This window comes from Mesorhizobium sp. CA12, assembly GCF_020165255.1.
Taxonomy (GTDB): Bacteria; Pseudomonadota; Alphaproteobacteria; order Rhizobiales; family Rhizobiaceae; genus Mesorhizobium.
Genome location: NZ_JAIUHT010000018.1, coordinates 25797 through 44202, shown reverse-complemented (window position 1 = coordinate 44202; position 18406 = coordinate 25797). Strand labels below are relative to the sequence as shown.

General features: G+C 62.6%; 17 protein-coding genes and 1 riboswitch. Of the genes, 11 read left to right on the top strand and 6 right to left on the bottom strand.

The window, feature by feature from the left end:
* Nucleotides 1-326 precede the first annotated feature (326 nt).
* The 4 genes from LB520_RS24450 (at nt 327) to LB520_RS29320 (ending at nt 3525) form a co-directional block, all read left to right on the top strand.
* Complete coding sequence (locus LB520_RS24450; RefSeq protein ID WP_224639667.1) at nt 327-671, top strand: hypothetical protein; 345 nt, start codon at nt 327-329, stop codon at nt 669-671.
* Between the two features lie 104 nt (nt 672-775).
* On the top strand, nt 776-1573 hold the full coding sequence (locus tag LB520_RS24445) for a sulfotransferase family protein (RefSeq protein WP_224639666.1): 798 nt from the start codon (nt 776-778) through the stop codon (nt 1571-1573).
* Between the two features lie 144 nt (nt 1574-1717).
* Nucleotides 1718-2575, top strand: coding sequence for a glycosyltransferase family 2 protein (locus LB520_RS24440; RefSeq protein WP_224512952.1), 858 nt, complete (start codon nt 1718-1720; stop codon nt 2573-2575).
* Nucleotides 2572-3525, top strand: coding sequence for a glycosyltransferase family 4 protein (locus LB520_RS29320; protein ID WP_140843975.1), 954 nt, complete (start codon nt 2572-2574; stop codon nt 3523-3525). The genes LB520_RS24440 and LB520_RS29320 overlap by 4 nt, the downstream gene beginning before the upstream one ends.
* 620 nt (nt 3526-4145) lie before the next feature.
* Here the strand turns inward: LB520_RS29320 and LB520_RS24430 are convergent.
* Together LB520_RS24430 and LB520_RS24425 are read right to left on the bottom strand one after the other, a co-directional pair.
* Nucleotides 4146-4481, bottom strand: coding sequence for a protamine-2 (modular protein) (locus tag LB520_RS24430; RefSeq protein ID WP_095765885.1), 336 nt, complete (start codon nt 4479-4481; stop codon nt 4146-4148).
* 102 nt (nt 4482-4583) lie between these two features.
* On the bottom strand, nt 4584-5573 hold the full coding sequence (locus LB520_RS24425; protein ID WP_095765886.1) for a LysR family transcriptional regulator: 990 nt from the start codon (nt 5571-5573) through the stop codon (nt 4584-4586).
* A 293-nt stretch (nt 5574-5866) separates the two neighbouring features.
* Between LB520_RS24425 and chvE the strand changes: the two genes are divergently transcribed.
* From chvE to LB520_RS29200, 5 genes are all read left to right on the top strand, one after another.
* The gene (chvE, locus tag LB520_RS24420) at nt 5867-6937 is read left to right on the top strand and encodes a multiple monosaccharide ABC transporter substrate-binding protein (RefSeq protein ID WP_095765887.1); all 1071 of its coding nucleotides are present in this window, start codon (nt 5867-5869) and stop codon (nt 6935-6937) included.
* A gap of 187 nt (nt 6938-7124) precedes the next feature.
* Complete coding sequence (mmsA, locus tag LB520_RS24415) at nt 7125-8657, top strand: multiple monosaccharide ABC transporter ATP-binding protein (protein ID WP_224639665.1); 1533 nt, start codon at nt 7125-7127, stop codon at nt 8655-8657.
* The gene (gene mmsB / locus LB520_RS24410) at nt 8654-9949 is read left to right on the top strand and encodes a multiple monosaccharide ABC transporter permease (RefSeq protein ID WP_224627329.1); all 1296 of its coding nucleotides are present in this window, start codon (nt 8654-8656) and stop codon (nt 9947-9949) included. Before mmsA ends, mmsB begins: the two co-directional genes overlap by 4 nt.
* A gap of 197 nt (nt 9950-10146) precedes the next feature.
* Entirely contained in the window at nt 10147-11142 is a 996-nt protein-coding gene (gene araD1 / locus LB520_RS24405) for an AraD1 family protein (RefSeq protein ID WP_224639664.1), read from the top strand.
* A 186-nt stretch (nt 11143-11328) separates the two neighbouring features.
* Complete coding sequence (locus LB520_RS29200) at nt 11329-11451, top strand: hypothetical protein (RefSeq protein WP_263481479.1); 123 nt, start codon at nt 11329-11331, stop codon at nt 11449-11451.
* 177 nt (nt 11452-11628) lie between these two features.
* Here LB520_RS29200 and LB520_RS24400 read toward each other — a convergent pair whose 3' ends face one another.
* Nucleotides 11629-12723: a 2'-deoxycytidine 5'-triphosphate deaminase gene (locus LB520_RS24400; protein ID WP_224639663.1), complete on the bottom strand. Its 1095-nt coding sequence runs from the start codon at nt 12721-12723 to the stop codon at nt 11629-11631.
* 116 nt (nt 12724-12839) lie between these two features.
* A riboswitch (SAM riboswitch) is annotated at nt 12840-12917 on the top strand.
* A gap of 56 nt (nt 12918-12973) precedes the next feature.
* Between LB520_RS24400 and LB520_RS24395 the strand changes: the two genes are divergently transcribed.
* Complete coding sequence (locus tag LB520_RS24395) at nt 12974-14164, top strand: O-succinylhomoserine sulfhydrylase (protein WP_224639662.1); 1191 nt, start codon at nt 12974-12976, stop codon at nt 14162-14164.
* 82 nt (nt 14165-14246) lie between these two features.
* Here the strand turns inward: LB520_RS24395 and LB520_RS24390 are convergent, their stop codons facing one another.
* Complete coding sequence (locus LB520_RS24390) at nt 14247-15392, bottom strand: ceramide glucosyltransferase (RefSeq protein ID WP_224639661.1); 1146 nt, start codon at nt 15390-15392, stop codon at nt 14247-14249.
* 343 nt (nt 15393-15735) lie between these two features.
* Here LB520_RS24390 and apaG point away from each other — a divergent pair, with 343 nt between their 5' ends.
* Nucleotides 15736-16128: a Co2+/Mg2+ efflux protein ApaG gene (gene apaG / locus LB520_RS24385; RefSeq protein ID WP_095765893.1), complete on the top strand. Its 393-nt coding sequence runs from the start codon at nt 15736-15738 to the stop codon at nt 16126-16128.
* 202 nt (nt 16129-16330) lie between these two features.
* On the opposite strand, the gene LB520_RS24380 is transcribed toward apaG, so the two are convergent.
* Nucleotides 16331-17359, bottom strand: coding sequence for an Hsp33 family molecular chaperone (locus LB520_RS24380; protein WP_140845700.1), 1029 nt, complete (start codon nt 17357-17359; stop codon nt 16331-16333).
* 124 nt (nt 17360-17483) lie between these two features.
* Complete coding sequence (gene argF / locus LB520_RS24375) at nt 17484-18395, bottom strand: ornithine carbamoyltransferase (protein WP_140845699.1); 912 nt, start codon at nt 18393-18395, stop codon at nt 17484-17486.
* Nucleotides 18396-18406 lie beyond the last annotated feature (11 nt).

The window sequence follows — 18406 nt, the reverse complement described above, 5'->3', positions numbered from 1 at the left end:
CTCTTGACAACTGCATCGCTGCTGGCGGGGTGTGGGACTTCCGGCGTGGACAGTGTGCCAGCCCTGCGCTTGGCCATCGGTAGCAGCCTGGCGGGCGCGCAGGGAAAGACCGTCAACGATCAGAACAAGATCGACCACACCATGGCTTCCGGCTGCGCCGTGAAGTTCTACACGCCGGCCGAATGCGACCGGCACACAAAGGCGAGCGCCGAGTGCCGCCGGCTGGCTGCTCGGCGCCTACACCTACTGACTGGCAAACCGCCGCCATAGCTCTACCTCGACCTCACGCCGACCGGCCGACGATTTTTGGCAATTCGAGAGCCCGCGTGTCTCCGGACGCGCGGGCTTTCATGCCGGAAAGCTACAGCCCGAAGCGAAGTGTCTATCCGTTGTCGAACCTGAACGACACCATGCGCCTGGTGCGCGTTCGCTGCCGCTACTGCAAGCGTCAGCACTGCTACCAGCCGGCCGACCTGATGCTGATCTTCGGCGATGTCGACGTCGATTCCCTGATGGACCGCATGCGCTGCGAGAACGGCGCCGACCATGGCCGCCTCGACCTTGAGGCGTTCGCGCCCACCGGCAAGGAAGCACTCGGCCTGCGCATCCGCCGCCTGAAGGCACTCAAGGTCCAGACGGTGCCGGTGTGGAAGGAGGAGCCCTCTCGATGATGTCCAGGTCAGTGTCAACCCGCTAGTGGTCGGCCGAAACCATGGACTTGAAAAGACACCAAGCCCTGCTCTACAGGTCCCCCATGGAGACCGGGGACAATTTGTTGGATTTCTTCATTGTGGGGGCTCAAAAAGCCGGCACCACGGCCCTGCATACGTTCTTGTCTCAGCACCCTGGCATAGACCTGCCCGCGGTAAAGGAAATCCATCACTTCGATGACGAGGTCGGCGTAAATTGGGATAATCCAGACCACTCGCGGCTGCACAGCTATTTCGACTGGTCCCAGCCGGCAATACGCGGTGACTCGACGCCGATCTATTCTTACTGGCCAAACTCGATCGAACGAATCCACCGGTACAATCCTGAAGCCAAGCTCATTCTGGCCTTGCGGCACCCTCTCTTCCGGGCGATGTCGCATTGGCGCATGGAGATTGAACGAAAAGCTGAGACCCTGTCATTTGCTGCGGCTGTGTCGTCCTTCGGGAGACGCCGGGTTTCGGAAAGCCTCAATGGTGTTCATAGAATCTATTCGTACATAGAGCGCGGATATTACTCGGGCCATCTGACGCGCATTTACCGCCTTTTTCCACGGGATAGCGTTCATGTGTATCGGGCCGACCAATTGTGGGATAGGCCAGGTGTCACGCTGGCGTCGATTGAGAGCTTCCTGGGTGTAGAGCCAAATCTCGCCCGGACGCTGAAACCTCGTTACGTCGCCCCAGTCGTGTCGCCAGCGTTTACCCTCGATCCTTCTCTTGCAAGAGATCTCAAAGATCATTTTGAAGCCGACATCTGGAAGACTGCGGAACTCGCGCGCTTGGATCTCTCGGATTGGGTAGAAGATTATTCCGAACCGATGTGTCAGCCTGAATGTACGATTGAGGCAGAAATACCTGCTTAACAAAACTCCTGCTTGGCTAACGTTTCGCGACGGGGACCGCTCTGATCCTTCAGACTTGTCATTCCGGCCAAGTTCATTAACTAGGCCATATCAGTTGATCAGCCAGCATGGCGTCTGGAAGCACATAACGAAGGATTGAGGGGCTTGGTCGATCTCAATACCCACACTGCGAATGCTGCGCGTGACCGTAATTCGCCGCGAGTCGTCGCGGTCCTTACAACACGCAACGAAGAGCGGTTTGTCGCCGGATGTCTTGAGAATCTGTTTCGTCAAGGCGTGCAGGTCTACATCTGCGATAATCAGTCGACGGACCGAACGCTTGAGATTGCCCAGCGCTACCGCGGAGCCGGATTGATAGGATTCGAAAGCATCCCGCATAGCGGCTGGTATTGCTGGGAGCACCTTCTTCGTCGCAAGGAGGAACTATTTCAATCGCTCGAAGCAGACTGGTTCATGCATCTTGACGCTGACGAGATCCACCTTCCGCCGACTTCGCACTCGTCATTGGTCTCCGCCATTGCGGCAGCCGACTCACTCGGCTTCAATGCGATCGAGTCTTCCGAGTTCACGTTCATTCCTACTAGGGAAGCCCCCGATCACGACAATTCCGATTATCAACACACGCTGCGGACCTATTACCCGTTCCGGCCGACCTCGCCACACTGCGTCCGTGCGTACAAGAGACAGGACGGCCCCATGGAGATTGCGTGGTCAGGCGGCCATCGCATACGCTTCGGGGGTCCGGTGCGGCTCTACCCCGAACGTTTTCGCATGAAGCATTATCTGTTCCTGAGCGCAGAGCACGCCGCGCGCAAGTATTCTGGCCGCCGGTACCTGAGCGAGGAGATCTATGGTCTTGGTTGGCACGGATGGCGCCCCCGCTTGCGACCAGGGGATATCGAGCTGCCGGATACTACCCAGGTACGCACCATTGCAACGGACGACGATCTGGACGAGTCCAATCCATGGTCGGCTCATTGGCTTGAGCGGTACGCCTCGTGAGCGATGTGCACCTCCCCCGCATCCTGGCGATCGCTGACCGGCCCGGCTGGGCGATCGATAGTAAGACCCAAAATCTCCGGCGCGTGCTGGAAAGAAGGTTCGAGATCATCAAGCGATTTCAGCACGATGTGACTGAGTCCGACGTAAACGCCGCGGACATCGTGCTCATCTTTTATTGGTTCCAAATCGCGAAGCTGCCCCTACCGGAATCGATCCTCGCCCGGCGGTCTGATAGGCTGCTGATCGGGATCTGCAGCCACAGAGAGCTGGAGGGCGAATTCCGCGAGCCCGGGCTCGCCACCCTGCAGCGGCTGGCGCGCGCTGTTTTTGTCAATAATCGGAGGCTTGAGCACGAATACGGTCCTCTACTGCGTGTTCCGGTCCACTACACGCCCAACGGAGTCGACACGACATTCTTTTGTCCTACACAGGAGCCACGACCCTGTTCTGGCGAGCTCCGCGTCGGATGGGCGGGAAGTCTCAGCAACCATGGTCCGGCACATCGCGGCTTCCACGATGTCATTGAGCCCGCGGTCGCTGCCATGCCGGGCGTGAGACTACTGACTGCGGTTCGGGAGCAACGCTGGCGTAACCGCGACGAGATGCTCGACTTTTACCGGAATCTCGACGTTTATGTCTGCGCCAGTCGCAGCGAAGGCACTCCCAATCCATGTTTGGAAGCGGCGGCATGCGGTGTCCCCTTGGTGACGACCCGTGTGGGAAACATGCCCGAGTTGATCCGGGATGGCGACAACGGACTGTTCTTCGATGGAACTGCGGAAGGGCTTACGAACAAGCTCGCCCTGTTGCGGGACACGCCATCGCTCGGGTCGCGGATGGCCGTCCGCATGATCGAGACTATCCGGGAGTGGGATTGGCGCGTGCAGGCGGAGCACTACGCGCAGATGTTTAGCTCGGTGCTCGCTGCGGACCGAGGGGGCAACCTATAAGATGGGCGGATTCAGATGTGCGCTGCGAAACCCTGATCTGATATTGCCGTTTGGGGATGTCTTCATGCGTAACGGCGGCGTTGGCTCGCGCTGACAGCGGAAAACTTCATTCTCGACGGCGAGACGATCGTGCTCAACAAAAAGGGCCTGTCGGCCGGGCCTACCTGGTTTCTGAACTCAGGGGCAAGGTCCGCCGCCCAATGTGCGGCTCGCACGAGGTCGCGATACGCCGGGCGATGCCGGCGTTCAAAAAGTAGGCGGTCAATAGGTTTTACAACTGCACCGTAACCTATTGATTTGCTTTGCACCGGTTTGGCACGGTTTTACAGCCAAGCTTCTGGTATCATGCCGAAAGGGCTAGCTTCCCAAGCTGAACGCGCGGGTTCGATTCCCGCTACCCGCTCCACCAGCTTGCAGCGGAAGGATTTGAGCCAGACCTCAACAAGGGGCCAAATTGCGCGTCCGATTCAGGCCGGCTGCCGGCGATCGCGGGGCGGAATTGCATCGGGTCGCCCTCAGGCGAGCAGCTTGCGCGAGAGTGAGTTCGGCTGTTTGTAAAGTGAGCGTTTGGGTCTTGCACATCAATGCAAGACCCAGTCAGCGATTCACCCGGTGGGCCCTTAGAGCCGGAAGCCGATCCAGACGCGGCGGCGCCAGCAGCGGACATGACGCCGGCCATGGCGCCAGTAGCGCCGGCAGACCCTTCTCCAAACGTGGCGCCGGCGGCGGCGGTAGTACCGATCACGGTAATACCGACGGCGGTAGTACTGGGCTGGCTGCAGCAGATCGGCCTGGTCATCCTCCTCGTAGATGGCCGGATCCGGCTTGTCCAATTCATCCAGAATTCCGTTGCCGGCGGGAATACCGGCAACGGCCTTGCTGGGTCCGGCCAGGCTTGCAAGCGCTGCCGCCCCCGCAACGCCAAGCATTCCGGTGAGAAACAACCGACGTTCCATAAAAACCTCCCGAGCTGTTGGGCACGGCACCCCTTCCTCACCCGCGACGGGCTCCAGGGAGCGACCGATCGGTTTGAACGTGCAAGTAGCATTCTCGTTCCATCAGCCCACCTCGCGCAAAATGAAGTCGTGCAGCATCTTGGCGGCGGGCGAGAGCGCCCGGTTCCTGACCGTGATCAGACTGTAGGGCCGGACCTCGATGTCGAACTCGGTCTGCACGACATCGATGGCGCCGGCCAGCCCATCGCCGCCCTGGATGAACTTGGCGACCTGGATCGAGACCGGCGCGATGGCGTCCGACTGCGCCACCATCACCAAGGTGAGCAGCAGCGAAGAGGTGTTGAGGATGCGGTCGGGCAGCGGAATGTCGCGATTCAAAAAGTTGCTTTCCATCGCCTGGCGCAATGGCGAGCCCCCGGACTGGAACACCCAGTCATAGGCCGCGGTGTCTTCCAGCCGCACCATCTTGCCGCTCGCCAGCGGGTGGCCGCGGCGCACGATGAGGCAGGCCTTCTCGACGCCGATGACGCGCGATTCGAAGAGCCGCGGATTGAGATCGTCCGGGATGCGCGCGATGATGAAGTCGTGGCGCGAGGCGATCAGCTCGCGGGCCAGCACGTTCGAGGTCTCGACCTGCATTGTGATCTCGATGCGCGGATAGATGCGGCGGATCTCACGGATCGCCGGCACGGCCAGCTCGATCGCCGGCGCCGTGACCGCGCCGAGGAATACGGAGCCGCCCTTGCCGGCCTTGAGCTCGGAAATCTCACGATCGGCCTCCCGCATCTCGAGCAGGATGGAGCGGGCGCGCCGGGCGAGCGCCTGGCCGTAGGGGGTCAGCGTCACGCCGCGCGGCAGCCGCTCGCACAACTTCACGTCGAGCACCGCTTCCATCTCGGCGATCATGCGCGAGGCGGCCGGCTGGGAGATGTTCATGACCTGGGCGGCGGCGCTCACCCGCCCGTGATCGTCCAAGGCGGCAATCATGCGCATATGGCGGAGACTGAGGCCGCTGCGCAGCAACGTCTCGCCATCTCGCGGCAATTTCTCGTAACCACCTGAAATCGCATCGGGATCGCGCAACGCCGCCATGGTTTTCGGTCTCCTGTGCGGGTTTCTATCGATCGCTTAAGCCATACCAGTATCGATATAGCAACCAGCAAAGATCGCATTTGACAGTTATGTCAAAGCGACCCACCCTCCGCGCGTTCCGATGCGCAGGGGTCGGCGACGAGCGAAATCGTATCGATTGAAACTGCGCCGCGGGGCCGATTGGGAGGATACCGGAGATCGATAAAGCCGACAGTGGCGCGCCAGCGCACCTGTTCGACTGCGCGGCCCGCGAAGCCCCGAGGTGTCGCGTCCATCAACCAGGGAGAGTAATCGTGAAGATCATCAAGACGCTGGCCGCCATCGCGGCCCTTGGCATTGCCGCCACGACCTATTCGGCGCACGCCGCCGACAAGGGTCTCGTCGGCGTGCTGATGCCGACCAAGACCTCGCAGCGCTGGATCAATGACGGCGACGCCGTCAAGTCCCAGCTCGAAGCGCTCGGCTACACCGTCGACCTGCAATATGCGCAGGACGACATCCCGAACCAGCTCAGCCAGCTGGAAAACGAAATCACCAAAGGCCCGAAGGCGCTGATCATCGCTTCGATCGACGGCACCACCATGGCCGACGCGCTGCAGAAGGCCAATGATGCCGGCGTCGTCACCATCGCCTATGACCGCCTGATCAAGAAGACCCCGAATGTCGACTACTACACCACCTTCGACAATTTCGGCGTCGGCGTGATCCAGGCGAACTCGCTGGTCAAGGGCCTCAAGGAGCGCTTCCCGAACACCAAGCCGTGGAATGTGGAGCTGTTCGGCGGCTCGCCGGACGACAACAACGCCTTCTTCTTCTACAACGGCGCCATGTCCGTCCTGCAGCCGCTGATCGACGACGGCTCGATCAAGATCAAGTCCGGCCAGATGGGCATGGACAAGGTCGGCACCTTGCGCTGGCTCGCCGCCACCGCCCAGGCGCGCATGGACAACCTGCTCTCGGCCAACTACTCGGACGGCAGCCGCGTCGACGGCGTTCTGTCTCCTTATGACGGCCTGTCGCGCGGCATCACCGCCTCGCTGCGCGCCGTCGGCTACGGCACGGAAGCCCAGCCCTGGCCGATCGTGACCGGCCAGGACGCCGAGACCGCCTCGGTCAAGCTGATCATCTCGGGCGAGCAGTACTCGACCGTGTTCAAGGACACCCGCGAGCTGGCCAAGGCCACCGTGCAGCTGGTCGACAAGGTGCTCTCCGGCGGCAAGCCGGACGGCCTCGACACCAAGACCTACAACAATGACGTCAAGGTCGTTCCCTCGATCCTGTTGACGCCGCATGAGGTCGACAAGTCGAACTACAAGGAACTGGTCGTCGACTCCGGCTACATCAAGGCTGAAGAGCTGAAGTAATCCGGTCTCAAAGGAAGGGGTCCTGCGCGACTGCAGGGCCCCTTTTCGTTCGCAAGCGACCCCGGTATTGTTTTTGCCGGCTACCGCAGCGCCATATGCCGCCAAGGCATGAGCGAAACTGTGGCATGTTGATTTCGCGCAAGACGCTTTCCGCGAGTGGAAGGCCTGCGCCAGGGAGCAGATCCTGATGGCCTCAACGATTTTGGAGATGCGCGACATCACCAAGACGTTCCCCGGCGTGAAGGCGTTGTCGAACGTCAATCTCAGCGTCGAGGAAGGTGAGATCCACGCCGTCGTCGGCGAGAACGGCGCCGGCAAGTCGACACTGATGAAGGTGCTGTCGGGCGTCTATCCATCCGGCACCTATGAGGGCCAGATCATCTTCCGCGGCCAGGAATGCAATTTCAAAGGCATTCACGACAGCGAGCATATCGGCATCGTCATCATCCACCAGGAGCTTGCCCTGGTGCCGATGCTGTCGATCACGGAAAACATCTTCCTTGGCAACGAGCACGCCACCTACGGCGTCATCGACTGGGACGCCAACGAGACGCGTACCGGCGCCCTTCTCAAGAAGGTCGGGCTCAAGGAAGACCCCAAGACGCTGATCACCAATATCGGCGTCGGCAAGCAGCAGCTGGTCGAGATCGCCAAGGCGCTGAGCAAGGAAGTGAAGCTCCTTATCCTCGACGAGCCGACGGCCTCGCTCAGCGAGAAGGACAGCCAGGCGCTGCTCGACCTTCTGCTCGAGTTCAAGCGCCAGGGCATGACCTCGATCCTGATCTCGCACAAGCTCAACGAGGTGAACCGCGTCGCCGACAAGGTGACGGTGATCCGCGACGGGCGCACCATCGAGACCTTGCCGAGGAAGGACATCTCGGAAGACCGCATCATCACCTCGATGGTCGGCCGCTCGCTCGACGACCGCTACCCGCCGCGCGAGCCGAAGATCGGCGACGTCATCTTCGAGGTAAAGGACTGGTCGGTTTACCACCCGATCCATGCCGAGCGGCAGGTGATCAAGAACATCAACCTCAATGTGCGCAAGGGCGAGGTTGTCGGTATCGCCGGGCTGATGGGCGCCGGCCGGACCGAATTCGCGATGAGCCTTTTCGGACGCTCCTACGGCCGGCACATCACCGGAGAGGTGTCGCTGCACGGCAAGGCTATCGACCTCTCATCGGTGAGCAAGGCGGTGGCGAGCGGCATCGCCTATGTCACCGAAGACCGCAAGACCTACGGCCTCAACCTGATCGACCACATCAAGCACAATGTGACTTTGGCCAACCTCTCCGGCGTTTCCAGCCGCGGCGTCATCGACGACATGCGCGAGATGAGCGTCGCCAATGACTACCGCAAGAAGACCAACATCCGCGCCTCCAGCGTCTACCAGCTGACCGGCAACCTCTCGGGTGGCAACCAGCAGAAAGTCGTGCTGTCGAAATGGCTGTTCGCCGATCCGGAGGTTTTGATCCTCGACGAGCCGACCCGCGGCATTGACGTCGGCGCGAAGTACGAAATCTATACGATCATCGCGCGCCTTGCCGCCGAGGGCAAAGCGATCATCGTCATCTCGTCGGAAATGCCCGAACTGCTCGGTATCTCCGACCGTATCTATGTGATGAACGAAGGGCGTATAGTCGGCGAAATGGCTGCAAGCGACGCAAGCCAGGAAAAAATCATGCGCGCCATCGTTCGCGGAGAAGGAAAAGCATCATGAGCACAGAAAGCGCTCCCGCGCCGCAAAGCGGGCTCGCCGAGGACGTCAAGCAGCAGGGTCCGCGCGTCGCCGTCTCGGCGCTGACGACGAACCTGCGCGAATACGGCCTGATCATCGCGCTGATCGTCATCATGCTGTTCTTCCAATACACGACGTCGGGAACGCTGTTCAAACCGGTGAATCTCAGCAATCTGGTGCAGCAGAACTCGTTCATCATCGTGATGGCGCTTGGCATGCTGTTGGTGATCGTCGCTGGCTATATCGACCTCAGCGTCGGATCGGTCGCCGGCTTTATCGGCGCGCTGGCGGCGATGATGATGGTGATCTGGCCGCTTGGGATGTTCTCGAATCCGCTGGTGGTCTCGATCGTGTGCCTGATCGTCGGGGCGCTCATCGGCGCTGCGCAAGGCTACTGGATCGCCTATCACAAGATACCGAGCTTCATCGTGACATTGGCGGGCATGCTGATCTTCCGCGGCATCTGCCAGGCGCTGCTCGGCGGTGGCTCCTCGGTCGGTCCGCTGCCGGACAGCTTCAAGGCGCTGAGTTCCGGCTTCATTCCGGACGTGATCGGCCCGCTGACGCTGATCCCGCCGACGGTCAATGCCGCCGGCAAGACGATCGTCGGCAGCGGACTGACGCTGCACATGACGACGGTCGTGCTCGGCCTCATCGCGGTGCTCGCCTATGCCTATTTCGGATTCAGGACGCGGCGCAAGCGCGAGCGTCACGGCTATGAGGCGGAGCCCTTCCCGCTGTTCGTCGTCAAGACGTTGGTGGGCAGCGCGCTGGCGCTGTTCCTGGTCTTCCAGTTCGCCAGCTACAGGGGCCTGCCGGTCGTGCTGCTGGTGATGGGCGTGCTGATCTCGCTGTTCGTCTTCGTCACCAAGCGCATGACCATCGGCCGCCGGATCTACGCCATGGGCGGCAACGCCAAGGCCGCGCAGCTTTCGGGCATCAACACCGAAAGGCTGACCCTGCTGGTCTTCATCAACATGGGCGTGCTCTCGGCACTGGGCGGCCTGATCATCGCGGCGCGCCTCGGCCAGGCCGTGCCGGCTGCCGGTCTCGGCAGCGAGCTCGACGTCATCGCGGCCGTCTTCATCGGCGGAGCCTCGGCAATGGGCGGCGTCGGACAGGTGATCGGTGCCGTCGTCGGCGGCTTCATCATGGGCGTGATGAACAACGGCATGTCGATCATGGGCGTCAATGTCGACTGGCAGCAGGTGGTGAAAGGCCTGGTGCTGCTCGGCGCCGTCATCTTCGACGTCTACAACAAGAACAAGGCCTGAAGACCTGACTTAAGGAGGCATACGGGTTTCAGATCGCGAAGCTGCCGGCAACCCGTCGGCGCCAAGAAGTCCAGGCAAGGACCGGGCTCGCGAGCGCAATCCGGACGAAGAATTTCAACCGTGGCACGGATTTCTTCGCGCCGCGCCGGTCAAGGTTTGCCCGCGGGCAGCCAGGCAAGATGAGAGAGGGTTCAAACATGCTGATCTCCCAGATCCTCGACGACGCCGAGACGATCCGCGTCGTCGCCCGCAATGGCGGCGGCAAGACCAGGGTCATCAACGGCGCGCGCAGCGTCTATTCGCTGGCGATGGAGGCCGCGCGGACAGGCACGGGCCTCGAAGCGCTGATCGAGCGCAAGGGCTATGGCGAGACGGTCGATCTCGATGCCGCCTATAAGAGGGGCAGGCTGGTCTCGCCGATCAACCATCCGGATCCCGCGCATCTGCACCTCACCGGCACGGGGCTCACGCATCTCGGCTCCGCGGCAACGCGCGATTCCATGCACAAGAAGCTCAGCGAGGGCGGGGAGGCGGAACTCACCGATTCCATGAAGATGTTCCGCATGGGCCTCGAAGGCGGCAAGCCGGCCAAAGGCCAGGTCGGCGTGCAGCCGGAATGGTTCTACAAGGGCAACGGCACGATGGCGGTGGCGCCTGGCGCACCCCTGATATCGCCGGCCTTCGCGCAGGATGGCGGCGAGGAGCCGGAGATCGCCGGCATCTATGTCATCGGCGATGACGGCGCGCCGTTCCGCGTCGGCTTCACGCTGTCGAACGAGTTCTCCGATCACGTCACCGAGCGGGTGAACTATCTGTTCCTCGCCCATTCCAAGCTGCGCAACGCCTCGTTTGGCCCTGAAATCCTGATCGGCGAGCTGCCCGCCGACATCCGCGGCGCCTCGCGCATCTGGCGCGACGGCAAGCTGCTCTGGGAAAAGCCGTTCCTGTCGGGCGAAGCGAACATGTCGCACACCATCGCCAATCTCGAGCACCACCATTTCAAATATTCGGCCTTCCGCCAGCCGGGCGACGTGCATGTGCATATGTTCGGCACCGCGACGCTCTCCTTCGCCGATGGCATCAGGACCGAGGCCGGCGATACGTTCGAGATCGAGGCGCCGGATTTCGGCCTGCCGCTGCGCAATCCGCTGGAGATCGAGAAGCCGGTCAAGGTGGCGGTGAAGGCGCTGTAGCGCCGATCTCCCGGTGACTGGCAGGCCAGAGGGGCGCGAAGGAAGCTGCCTCTTCCACTTCGTCATTCTAGGGCGGAGCAAGGAGCGAAGCGACGCGCGCAGACCCTAGAATCCATGCCGTGACATTGGGCGTAGACTGCTGCCGTCCAGAATAACCGTTGGCGCAGCGCCAGCTAAGATCGCAACATGACAGGCTATGTTTACATGACCGCGAGCCAGAAGGTGGCACGCTATTTCGGTGTCGCCAATGACCTTACCCACCGCATGCCCGGGCACAAGACCGGCCAAGGCTCCAGAAGATCATCCTGAATGGTTCGAGTTCTCTCGCGGAATTGGCTGGTGAGCGTTCGGCACCGTGGCGGCGCTCAGGCGTCACGGCATGGATTCTAGGGTCTGCGCGCGTCGCTTCGCTCCTTGCTCCGCCCTAGAATGACGAAGAACAGATGGGACGGCGCGTCCCCTTCCGGACATCTCCCCACTTGGACCTCACCGCGCTGCCCGAAAATGCTTGGAGAGCTTCAGGCCCTGCGCCTGATAGTTCGAGCCGAGTTCGGTGCCGTAAAGCGCCTGCGGGCGTTTCAGCATATGCTCGTAGACGAGACGGCCGACGATCTGGCCGTGGTCGAGGATAAAAGGCACCTCGTGGCTGCGCACTTCAAGCACCGCGCGACTGCCGCTGCCGCCGGCGGCGGAGTGGCCGAAGCCCGGATCGAAGAAGCCGGCATAGTGGACGCGGAACTCGCCGACCAGCGGATCGAAGGGTGTCATCTCGGCGGCATAGAGCGGCGGCACGTGCACGGCTTCTCGGCTGACCAAGATATAGAATTCGTCCGGATCGAGCACCAGTTCGCCGGCGCCGCTCTTGTAGATCGGCTCCCAGAAATCGACGACATCCTGGGCGGCGCGCTTGTCGACGTCGACCAGCCCGGTGTGGTGCTTGCCGCGGTAGCCGACAAGGCCGTCCTTGTCGCCGTCGAGATCGATGGAGAGCGCGATGCCGCCGCCTGAAATATTGGGCGGCTCGGTAGCGACCAGCATCTCGGCGCGGTGAAGGTCGCGCAGCTCACTCTCCGACAGCACCGCATTGCCGGTGCGGAAGCGTATCTGCGAAAGGCGCGAGCCGGCGCGCACGACGATCGGGAAGGTGCGCGGGCTGACCTCGAGATAGAGCGGTCCGTGATAGCCGGCCGCGATCTTGTCGAACTCGTGGCCGCGGTCGGTCATGACGCGCGTGAATATGTCGAGACGGCCGGTCGAGCTCTTCGGATTGGCCGAGGCGGACACGTTCGAAGGCAGCGCCAGGCTTTCGAGCAGCGGCACGATGTAAACACAGCCGGTTTCCAGCACCGCGCCCGCGGCGAGATCGATCTCGTGCAGCTTCAGCCGCTCGAGCTTCTCGGCGACCAGATGATCCGGACCCGGCAGGAACGAGGCACGCACGCGAAACGCCTTGTCGCCGAGCCTTAGATCGAGGCTGGCCGGCTGGATCTGGTCGGCGTCCAGCGCGCGCGGCGACTTCAGCGCCTTCGCCTCGAACAGCGCTGCGATGTCCTGATCCGGAAGAATGCCTGTTTGCCGCAAAGGCTGGCTCCGTTCACAAGGCCGGGCGAGGATCTATGCAGGCTCTTGCCGCCCGGCTGGTACAAACCTCTTAATGAAGCCGGCAATTGACGCAAGCGCGGCGCGGGTCTAAAGGGTCGTTATCCCGTGGTGATTTGGCCGGTCGGCTTGCAGCCACGTTAAATAAGTCGCTAAAGGACCGTCGAGCCGCAAGGCTATATGGACCGGTTGCGACTTCGCGGCCGGTTTTTTTGTGTCTGAAAGCAGGGCTATGAGCACCAAGAAGCGCAACTTGAATCCTCAGACGGCACTCGTGCATGGCGGAACGCTGCGTTCCGGTTTCGGCGAGACATCCGAGGCGATGTATCTCACCCAAGGCTATGTCTACGAGACGGCGCAAGCGGCGGAAGCCCGCTTCAAGGGCGAAGAGCCGGGCTTCATCTATTCGCGCTACGCTAACCCGACCGTCGACATGTTCGAAAAGCGCATGTGCGCGCTCGAAGGCGCCGAGGATGCCCGCGCCACCGCTTCCGGCATGGCCGCAGTAACCGCCGCGCTGCTCTGCAGCGCCAAGGCCGGAGATCATATCGTGGCGGCACGCGCCCTGTTCGGCTCCTGCCGCTGGGTGGTCGAGACGCTGGCGCCGCGCTACGGCATCGAGGCGACGCTGGTCGACGGCACCGACATCGCCAATTGGGAAAAGGCGACAAGGCCGAACACCAAGCTGTTCTTCCTGGAAAGCCCGACCAACCCGACGCTGGAGGTGGTCGATATTGCCGCCGTCGCCAGGCTCGCCAATTCGATCGGTGCCAGGCTGATCGTCGACAATGTCTTCGCCACGCCGCTGCAGCAGAAGCCACTGCAGCTCGGCGCCCATATCGTCGTCTATTCGGCGACCAAGCATATAGACGGCCAGGGCCGCTGCCTGGGCGGCGTCATCCTGTCGGACAAGAAATGGATCGACGAGAACCTGCACGACTATTTCCGCCACACCGGTCCCAGCCTGTCGCCCTTCAACGCCTGGACGCTGCTCAAAGGCCTGGAGACGCTGCCGCTGCGCGTGCGCCAGCAGACCGAGAGCGCCGGCAAGATCGCGGATTTCCTTGCCGGCCGACCGGAGATCGCCCGTGTCATCTATCCGGGCCGCGCCGATCATCCGCAAGCGGATCTCGTCAAGAAGCAGATGTCGGGAGGCTCGACGCTGATCTGCCTCGACGTCAAGGGCGGCAAGCAGGCGGCCTTTGCCTTCCAGAACGCGCTCGACATCGTGCTGATCTCCAACAATCTCGGTGACGCCAAGAGCCTGATCACCCATCCGGCGACGACGACGCACAAGAACCTGAGCGACGAGGCCCGCGCCGAGCTCGGCATCGGGCCAGGCACGCTGAGGCTCTCCGTTGGCCTGGAGGACAGCGACGATCTGCTGGAAGACGTGGAACAGGCCCTGAAGGCGGCAAAATAGAAGGCTGAGAACGCCGCGGCCCGAGCCTTCCAGAGCCGCAATTCCGGACGGGAAACCGTTTCACACTTTTCCTGGAATTGCTCTAGGCGAGCTCCTCCAGCTCGGTCATCGCCTTGGTGCGGATGGTCATGGCGTTGCCGCGCCATTCGACGGCGCCGCCGAACCAGGCGCGCGCCCAGATGGCCGGCAGCAGGGCATCGCGCACGATCATCGCGGTGATGCTGCGCGGCGACAAATACCAGCCCTTCGCAAAGGCCAGCAGCCATTCCGGCAGGTAGGCGATCGCCAGCACGCCCAAGGCCGTCGTGGGCAGGCTGACGCCGGCGCTTGCCGCTGCAATCAGCGCCAGCAGCAGCGGCACCGCAGCGCCAGTCAGGATCTCCGGCGCGAAGAACAGTGGGAAGGTAACCCGCCGCAGCCGCGCCCAGCGCGTCTGGCGCGACCAGATCTCGGCGAGCCTGCGCTGGCCGAGCGGCTGCTCGAATGGCGAGGCGACGAGGTTGACGTTGAACCCCAGGCCATTGACCAGCTTGGTGGCCGCCGCGTCCTCGGCGATCTCGGCGGCCAAGGCCTGGATGCCGCCATTGGCATCGAGCATCGGCTTGTTCCACAGCATGCTCTTGCCCTGGGCGAAGCCAAGGCCAACCGCCTCGCCGGCATACTGCCAGCGCGCCTGCAGCGTGTTGAGGAAGGCGCATTCGACTTCGGCCCAGAACCCGTCCGGCCGCGAGCCGATCGGCGTCGAGCAGACGAGGCCGGTATCCGGCCGCCATGCCGCCATCAGGTGCTGGACATAGTCTCTCGGCATCAGCACGTTGGAATCGGCGAGGATCACCCAATCGTGTCTCGCCGCCTGCCAGCCCTTGACGCAGTTGTTGAGCTTGGGATTGGCGCTGACGCGATCGTCGCCGATCAGCAGCCGCGCAGGAATTTTGGGGTGGCGCGCGATCGCCGCATCGATCAGCTTGACCACCGGGTCTTCGGCATGCGCGACGCAGAAGATCAGCTCATAGCGCGGCCAATCGAGCGAGAAGGCGCGCTGCAAGGTCTCCGGCGTGAACGGCTCGACGCCACGCGACGGCACGATGATGGAGACCGGCGGCCGCGCGCTGGAGGGCGGCGCGATGACATGCCGCCGCTTCAGCCGCGACGAGGCGAGCAGGATGCTGGCGAGATTGACGGAAAGAAGCGCTGACGAAGCCAGGCCGGCTGCGATAGTCAGTTCCATCGAGATCTGGTCACCCCCGATAGAGAGTTTCACCGTTTCACGCAAACGGCGACCCACTCCATCTCCTTGTTTTCACGCAATTCCGGACGGAAGGCTACGGCGAAGGCGCCGAGCTTAACCGCTCGCGCTTTCCTGGAATTGCTTTAGGCCGCACGCGGCCGTTTCAACTGTTACAGAGCGCCCGAGTCGCCCGGCACGGTTTGTGCACACCAACATTGTCATGTGTCACCTAAATGACATTGTTTTTCGGCACCTGCACTTACAAGGCTGGCAGGATGGTCGGCGCTGCGTTTATCAAGAGCGGAGCGTGACATATGTTCCGCGGCGGCAACCGGAGTGGCCCATGTATCGCGCAGTGACGCGCAACATTGAAGTGCTGGTCAGGCCCTTCTATCTGGAGGACCGCTCCGATCCGTCCGAGAACCGCTACGTCTGGGGCTATCAGGTGACGATCGACAACCGCTCCGACGAGTTCGTGCAGCTTGTGTCGCGCTACTGGCACATCACCGACGGTCAGGGCCGGGTCGAGGAGGTGCGCGGCGCCGGCGTCGTCGGCGACCAGCCGGAACTCAATCCCGGCGACAGTTACCAGTACACCTCGGGCTGCCCACTCTCGACGCCGTCAGGCATCATGGTCGGCCACTACACGATGCGCAACGGCCGCGGCGAGACGTTCGATATCGCCATTCCGGCTTTCTCGCTCGACATGCCAGGGACAAGGCGCACGGTGAATTAGCCGTCAGCGACAGCCTCTTTCTCCCCGTTTCACGGGGAGAAATGCCCGGCAGGGCAATGAGGGGCGGCGCCGGGCTTCTGAGATTTTCCTGGAGGCGGACGACCGCGTCGCCAGCGTGTCGCTATGATCGCCAACGTTGGCGCCGCCCCTCATCCGCCCTTCGGGCACCTTCTCCCCGTGGAACGGGGAGAAGGAAGAGAGCTCACTTCGCGAATTCAGCTGGGTCGAAGTCGTATTGGGTCGAGCAGAACTCGCAGGCGACATGGATGCCGCCCTCCTCGGTCGATTCCTTGATCTCCTCAGCCGAAAAGCCTTCGAGAATGCCGCGGATCTTGTCGCGCGAGCAGGAGCACTGGTCGGCGACAGGGACGCCGCGGAAAACGCGCACGCCGTGTTCGTGGAACAGCCGGTAGAGCAATCGCTCGGCGCCCACTGTCGGGTCGATCAACTCGGTCGGCTCGATCGTGCCGAGCAGCGCCAGCAACTCCTGCCAGGAATTGTCGGCCGGCTGGTCCGCAACGTCACGCGGATCGCCGTCGCCGCCAGAAATATCGGGAACGCGCATGCGTTCCGGCGACTGCGGCAGGAATTGCGCCAGGATACCGCCGGCGCGCCACTGCTCGCGCGCGCCGGCCGGGCCGGGCGTGACCAGCTTGGCGACCGACATCTTGATATCGGTCGGGATCTGCTCCGACTGCCGGAAATAGGTGCGCGCGGCGTCCTCGAGCGAGGTGCCGTCGAGCTGGACGATGCCTTGGTAGCGCTGCGTATGCGCACCCTGGTCGATCGTCAAGGCCAAGACGCCGTCGCCGAGCAGCGTCTGCTGCGAGGTCTCGCCGGCGGCGGTCAGCGCCTGCAGCCGGTCGGCATCGAAGCGCGCATAGGCGCGCAGCGCATGCGGCGTGGTGAAATCGGCCACCAGCATGTCGACCGGACCGTCGGTGCGGGTCTGCAGGATGAACTTGCCTTCGAACTTCAGCGAAGTGCCGAGCAGCACGGTGAGCACGCAGGCTTCCGCCAGCAGGCGGGCGACCGGCTCGGGGTAATCGTGGCGGCTCAGAATAGCGTCGAGCATCGGCCCGAGCTGCACGGTGCGGCCGCGCACATCGAGCGGCGCGACCTCGTAAGGCACGACGTGATCGTCGCCGGCGAAGCCGAATTCACCGAGTTGGGGTTTATGCTCAGCCAAGGTCTGGGTTTCCAACATGACAATACTCCGGGGCGCAGCCATGCCGCCCGGTGAGCCGCATGCGTCGAAGCGCGTTCGATTTACGTGATGGCCCGCAAATAGGCATCACATGTCCCCAGATCAAGTTGAGCCCGATCGGGCCGGAAGCGGTCAGGTCCAGCCCTTCTCACGCGCCCAGACACCAGGCCAGCACCGCCTTCTGGGCGTGCAGCCGGTTCTCGGCCTCGTCGAAGACCACCGAATGCGGGCCGTCGATCACCTCGTCGGTGACCTCCTCGCCGCGATGCGCCGGCAGGCAGTGCATGAACAATGCATCGGGCTTGGCTTTCGCCATCAGCGCCGCATTGACCTGATAGGGCAGGAAGACGTTGTGGCCGCGGGCGCGATGCTCCTGGCCCATGGAGACCCAGCTGTCGGTAACGACGCAGTCGGCCTGGTCGACGGCTTCCTCGGCGGACCTGGAAAACCGGACCTTGCCGCCATTGGCTTTCGACCAGTCGACATATTTCTCGAAAGGCTCGCTGCCTTCCGGCACCGCGACATTGAGGTTGAAGCTAAACCGCGCCGAGGCCTCCAGGAGCGAATGCAGCACATTGTTGCCGTCGCCGGTCCAGGCGAAGGTCTTGCCGGACACCGGACCGCGATGCTCCTCAAAGGTCATGATGTCGGCCATGAGCTGGCAGGGATGCGTGTCGTCGGTCAGCCCGTTGATGACCGGAACGGTGGCGTTCTCGGTGAGCTCCAGCAGCCGGTCGTGCGAGGTGGTGCGGATCATGATGGCGTCGACATAGCGCGACAGCACTTTCGCCGTGTCGGCGATGGTCTCCGAACGGCCGAGCTGCATCTCGGTGCCGGTCAACATGATGGTCTCGCCGCCGAGCTGGCGCATGCCGACATCGAAGGACACGCGCGTGCGCGTCGACGGCTTGTCGAAGATCATGGCCAGCACCTTGCCATCGAGCGGTTTTGAACGCTCACCCGCCTTGAGCCTGGTCTTTCGCGCCACCGCGTCGTCAAGCATGATGCGCAGGTCGCCCGCGGAAACGGCGGACAGATCGGTGAAGTGGCGAACACTCATCGGCAGGTTCC

Coding starts and splice junctions, on each gene's coding strand:
- LB520_RS24430 (WP_095765885.1), bottom strand. CDS start 4,481: ATGGAACGTCGGTTGTTTCTCACCGGAATGCTTGGCGTTGCGGGGGCG.
- LB520_RS24425 (WP_095765886.1), bottom strand. CDS start 5,573: ATGGCGGCGTTGCGCGATCCCGATGCGATTTCAGGTGGTTACGAGAAA.
- mmsA (WP_224639665.1), top strand. CDS start 7,125: ATGGCCTCAACGATTTTGGAGATGCGCGACATCACCAAGACGTTCCCC.
- mmsB (WP_224627329.1), top strand. CDS start 8,654: ATGAGCACAGAAAGCGCTCCCGCGCCGCAAAGCGGGCTCGCCGAGGAC.
- araD1 (WP_224639664.1), top strand. CDS start 10,147: ATGCTGATCTCCCAGATCCTCGACGACGCCGAGACGATCCGCGTCGTC.
- LB520_RS29200 (WP_263481479.1), top strand. CDS start 11,329: ATGACAGGCTATGTTTACATGACCGCGAGCCAGAAGGTGGCACGCTAT.
- LB520_RS24395 (WP_224639662.1), top strand. CDS start 12,974: ATGAGCACCAAGAAGCGCAACTTGAATCCTCAGACGGCACTCGTGCAT.
- LB520_RS24390 (WP_224639661.1), bottom strand. CDS start 15,392: ATGGAACTGACTATCGCAGCCGGCCTGGCTTCGTCAGCGCTTCTTTCC.
- apaG (WP_095765893.1), top strand. CDS start 15,736: ATGTATCGCGCAGTGACGCGCAACATTGAAGTGCTGGTCAGGCCCTTC.
- LB520_RS24380 (WP_140845700.1), bottom strand. CDS start 17,359: ATGGCTGCGCCCCGGAGTATTGTCATGTTGGAAACCCAGACCTTGGCT.
- argF (WP_140845699.1), bottom strand. CDS start 18,395: ATGAGTGTTCGCCACTTCACCGATCTGTCCGCCGTTTCCGCGGGCGAC.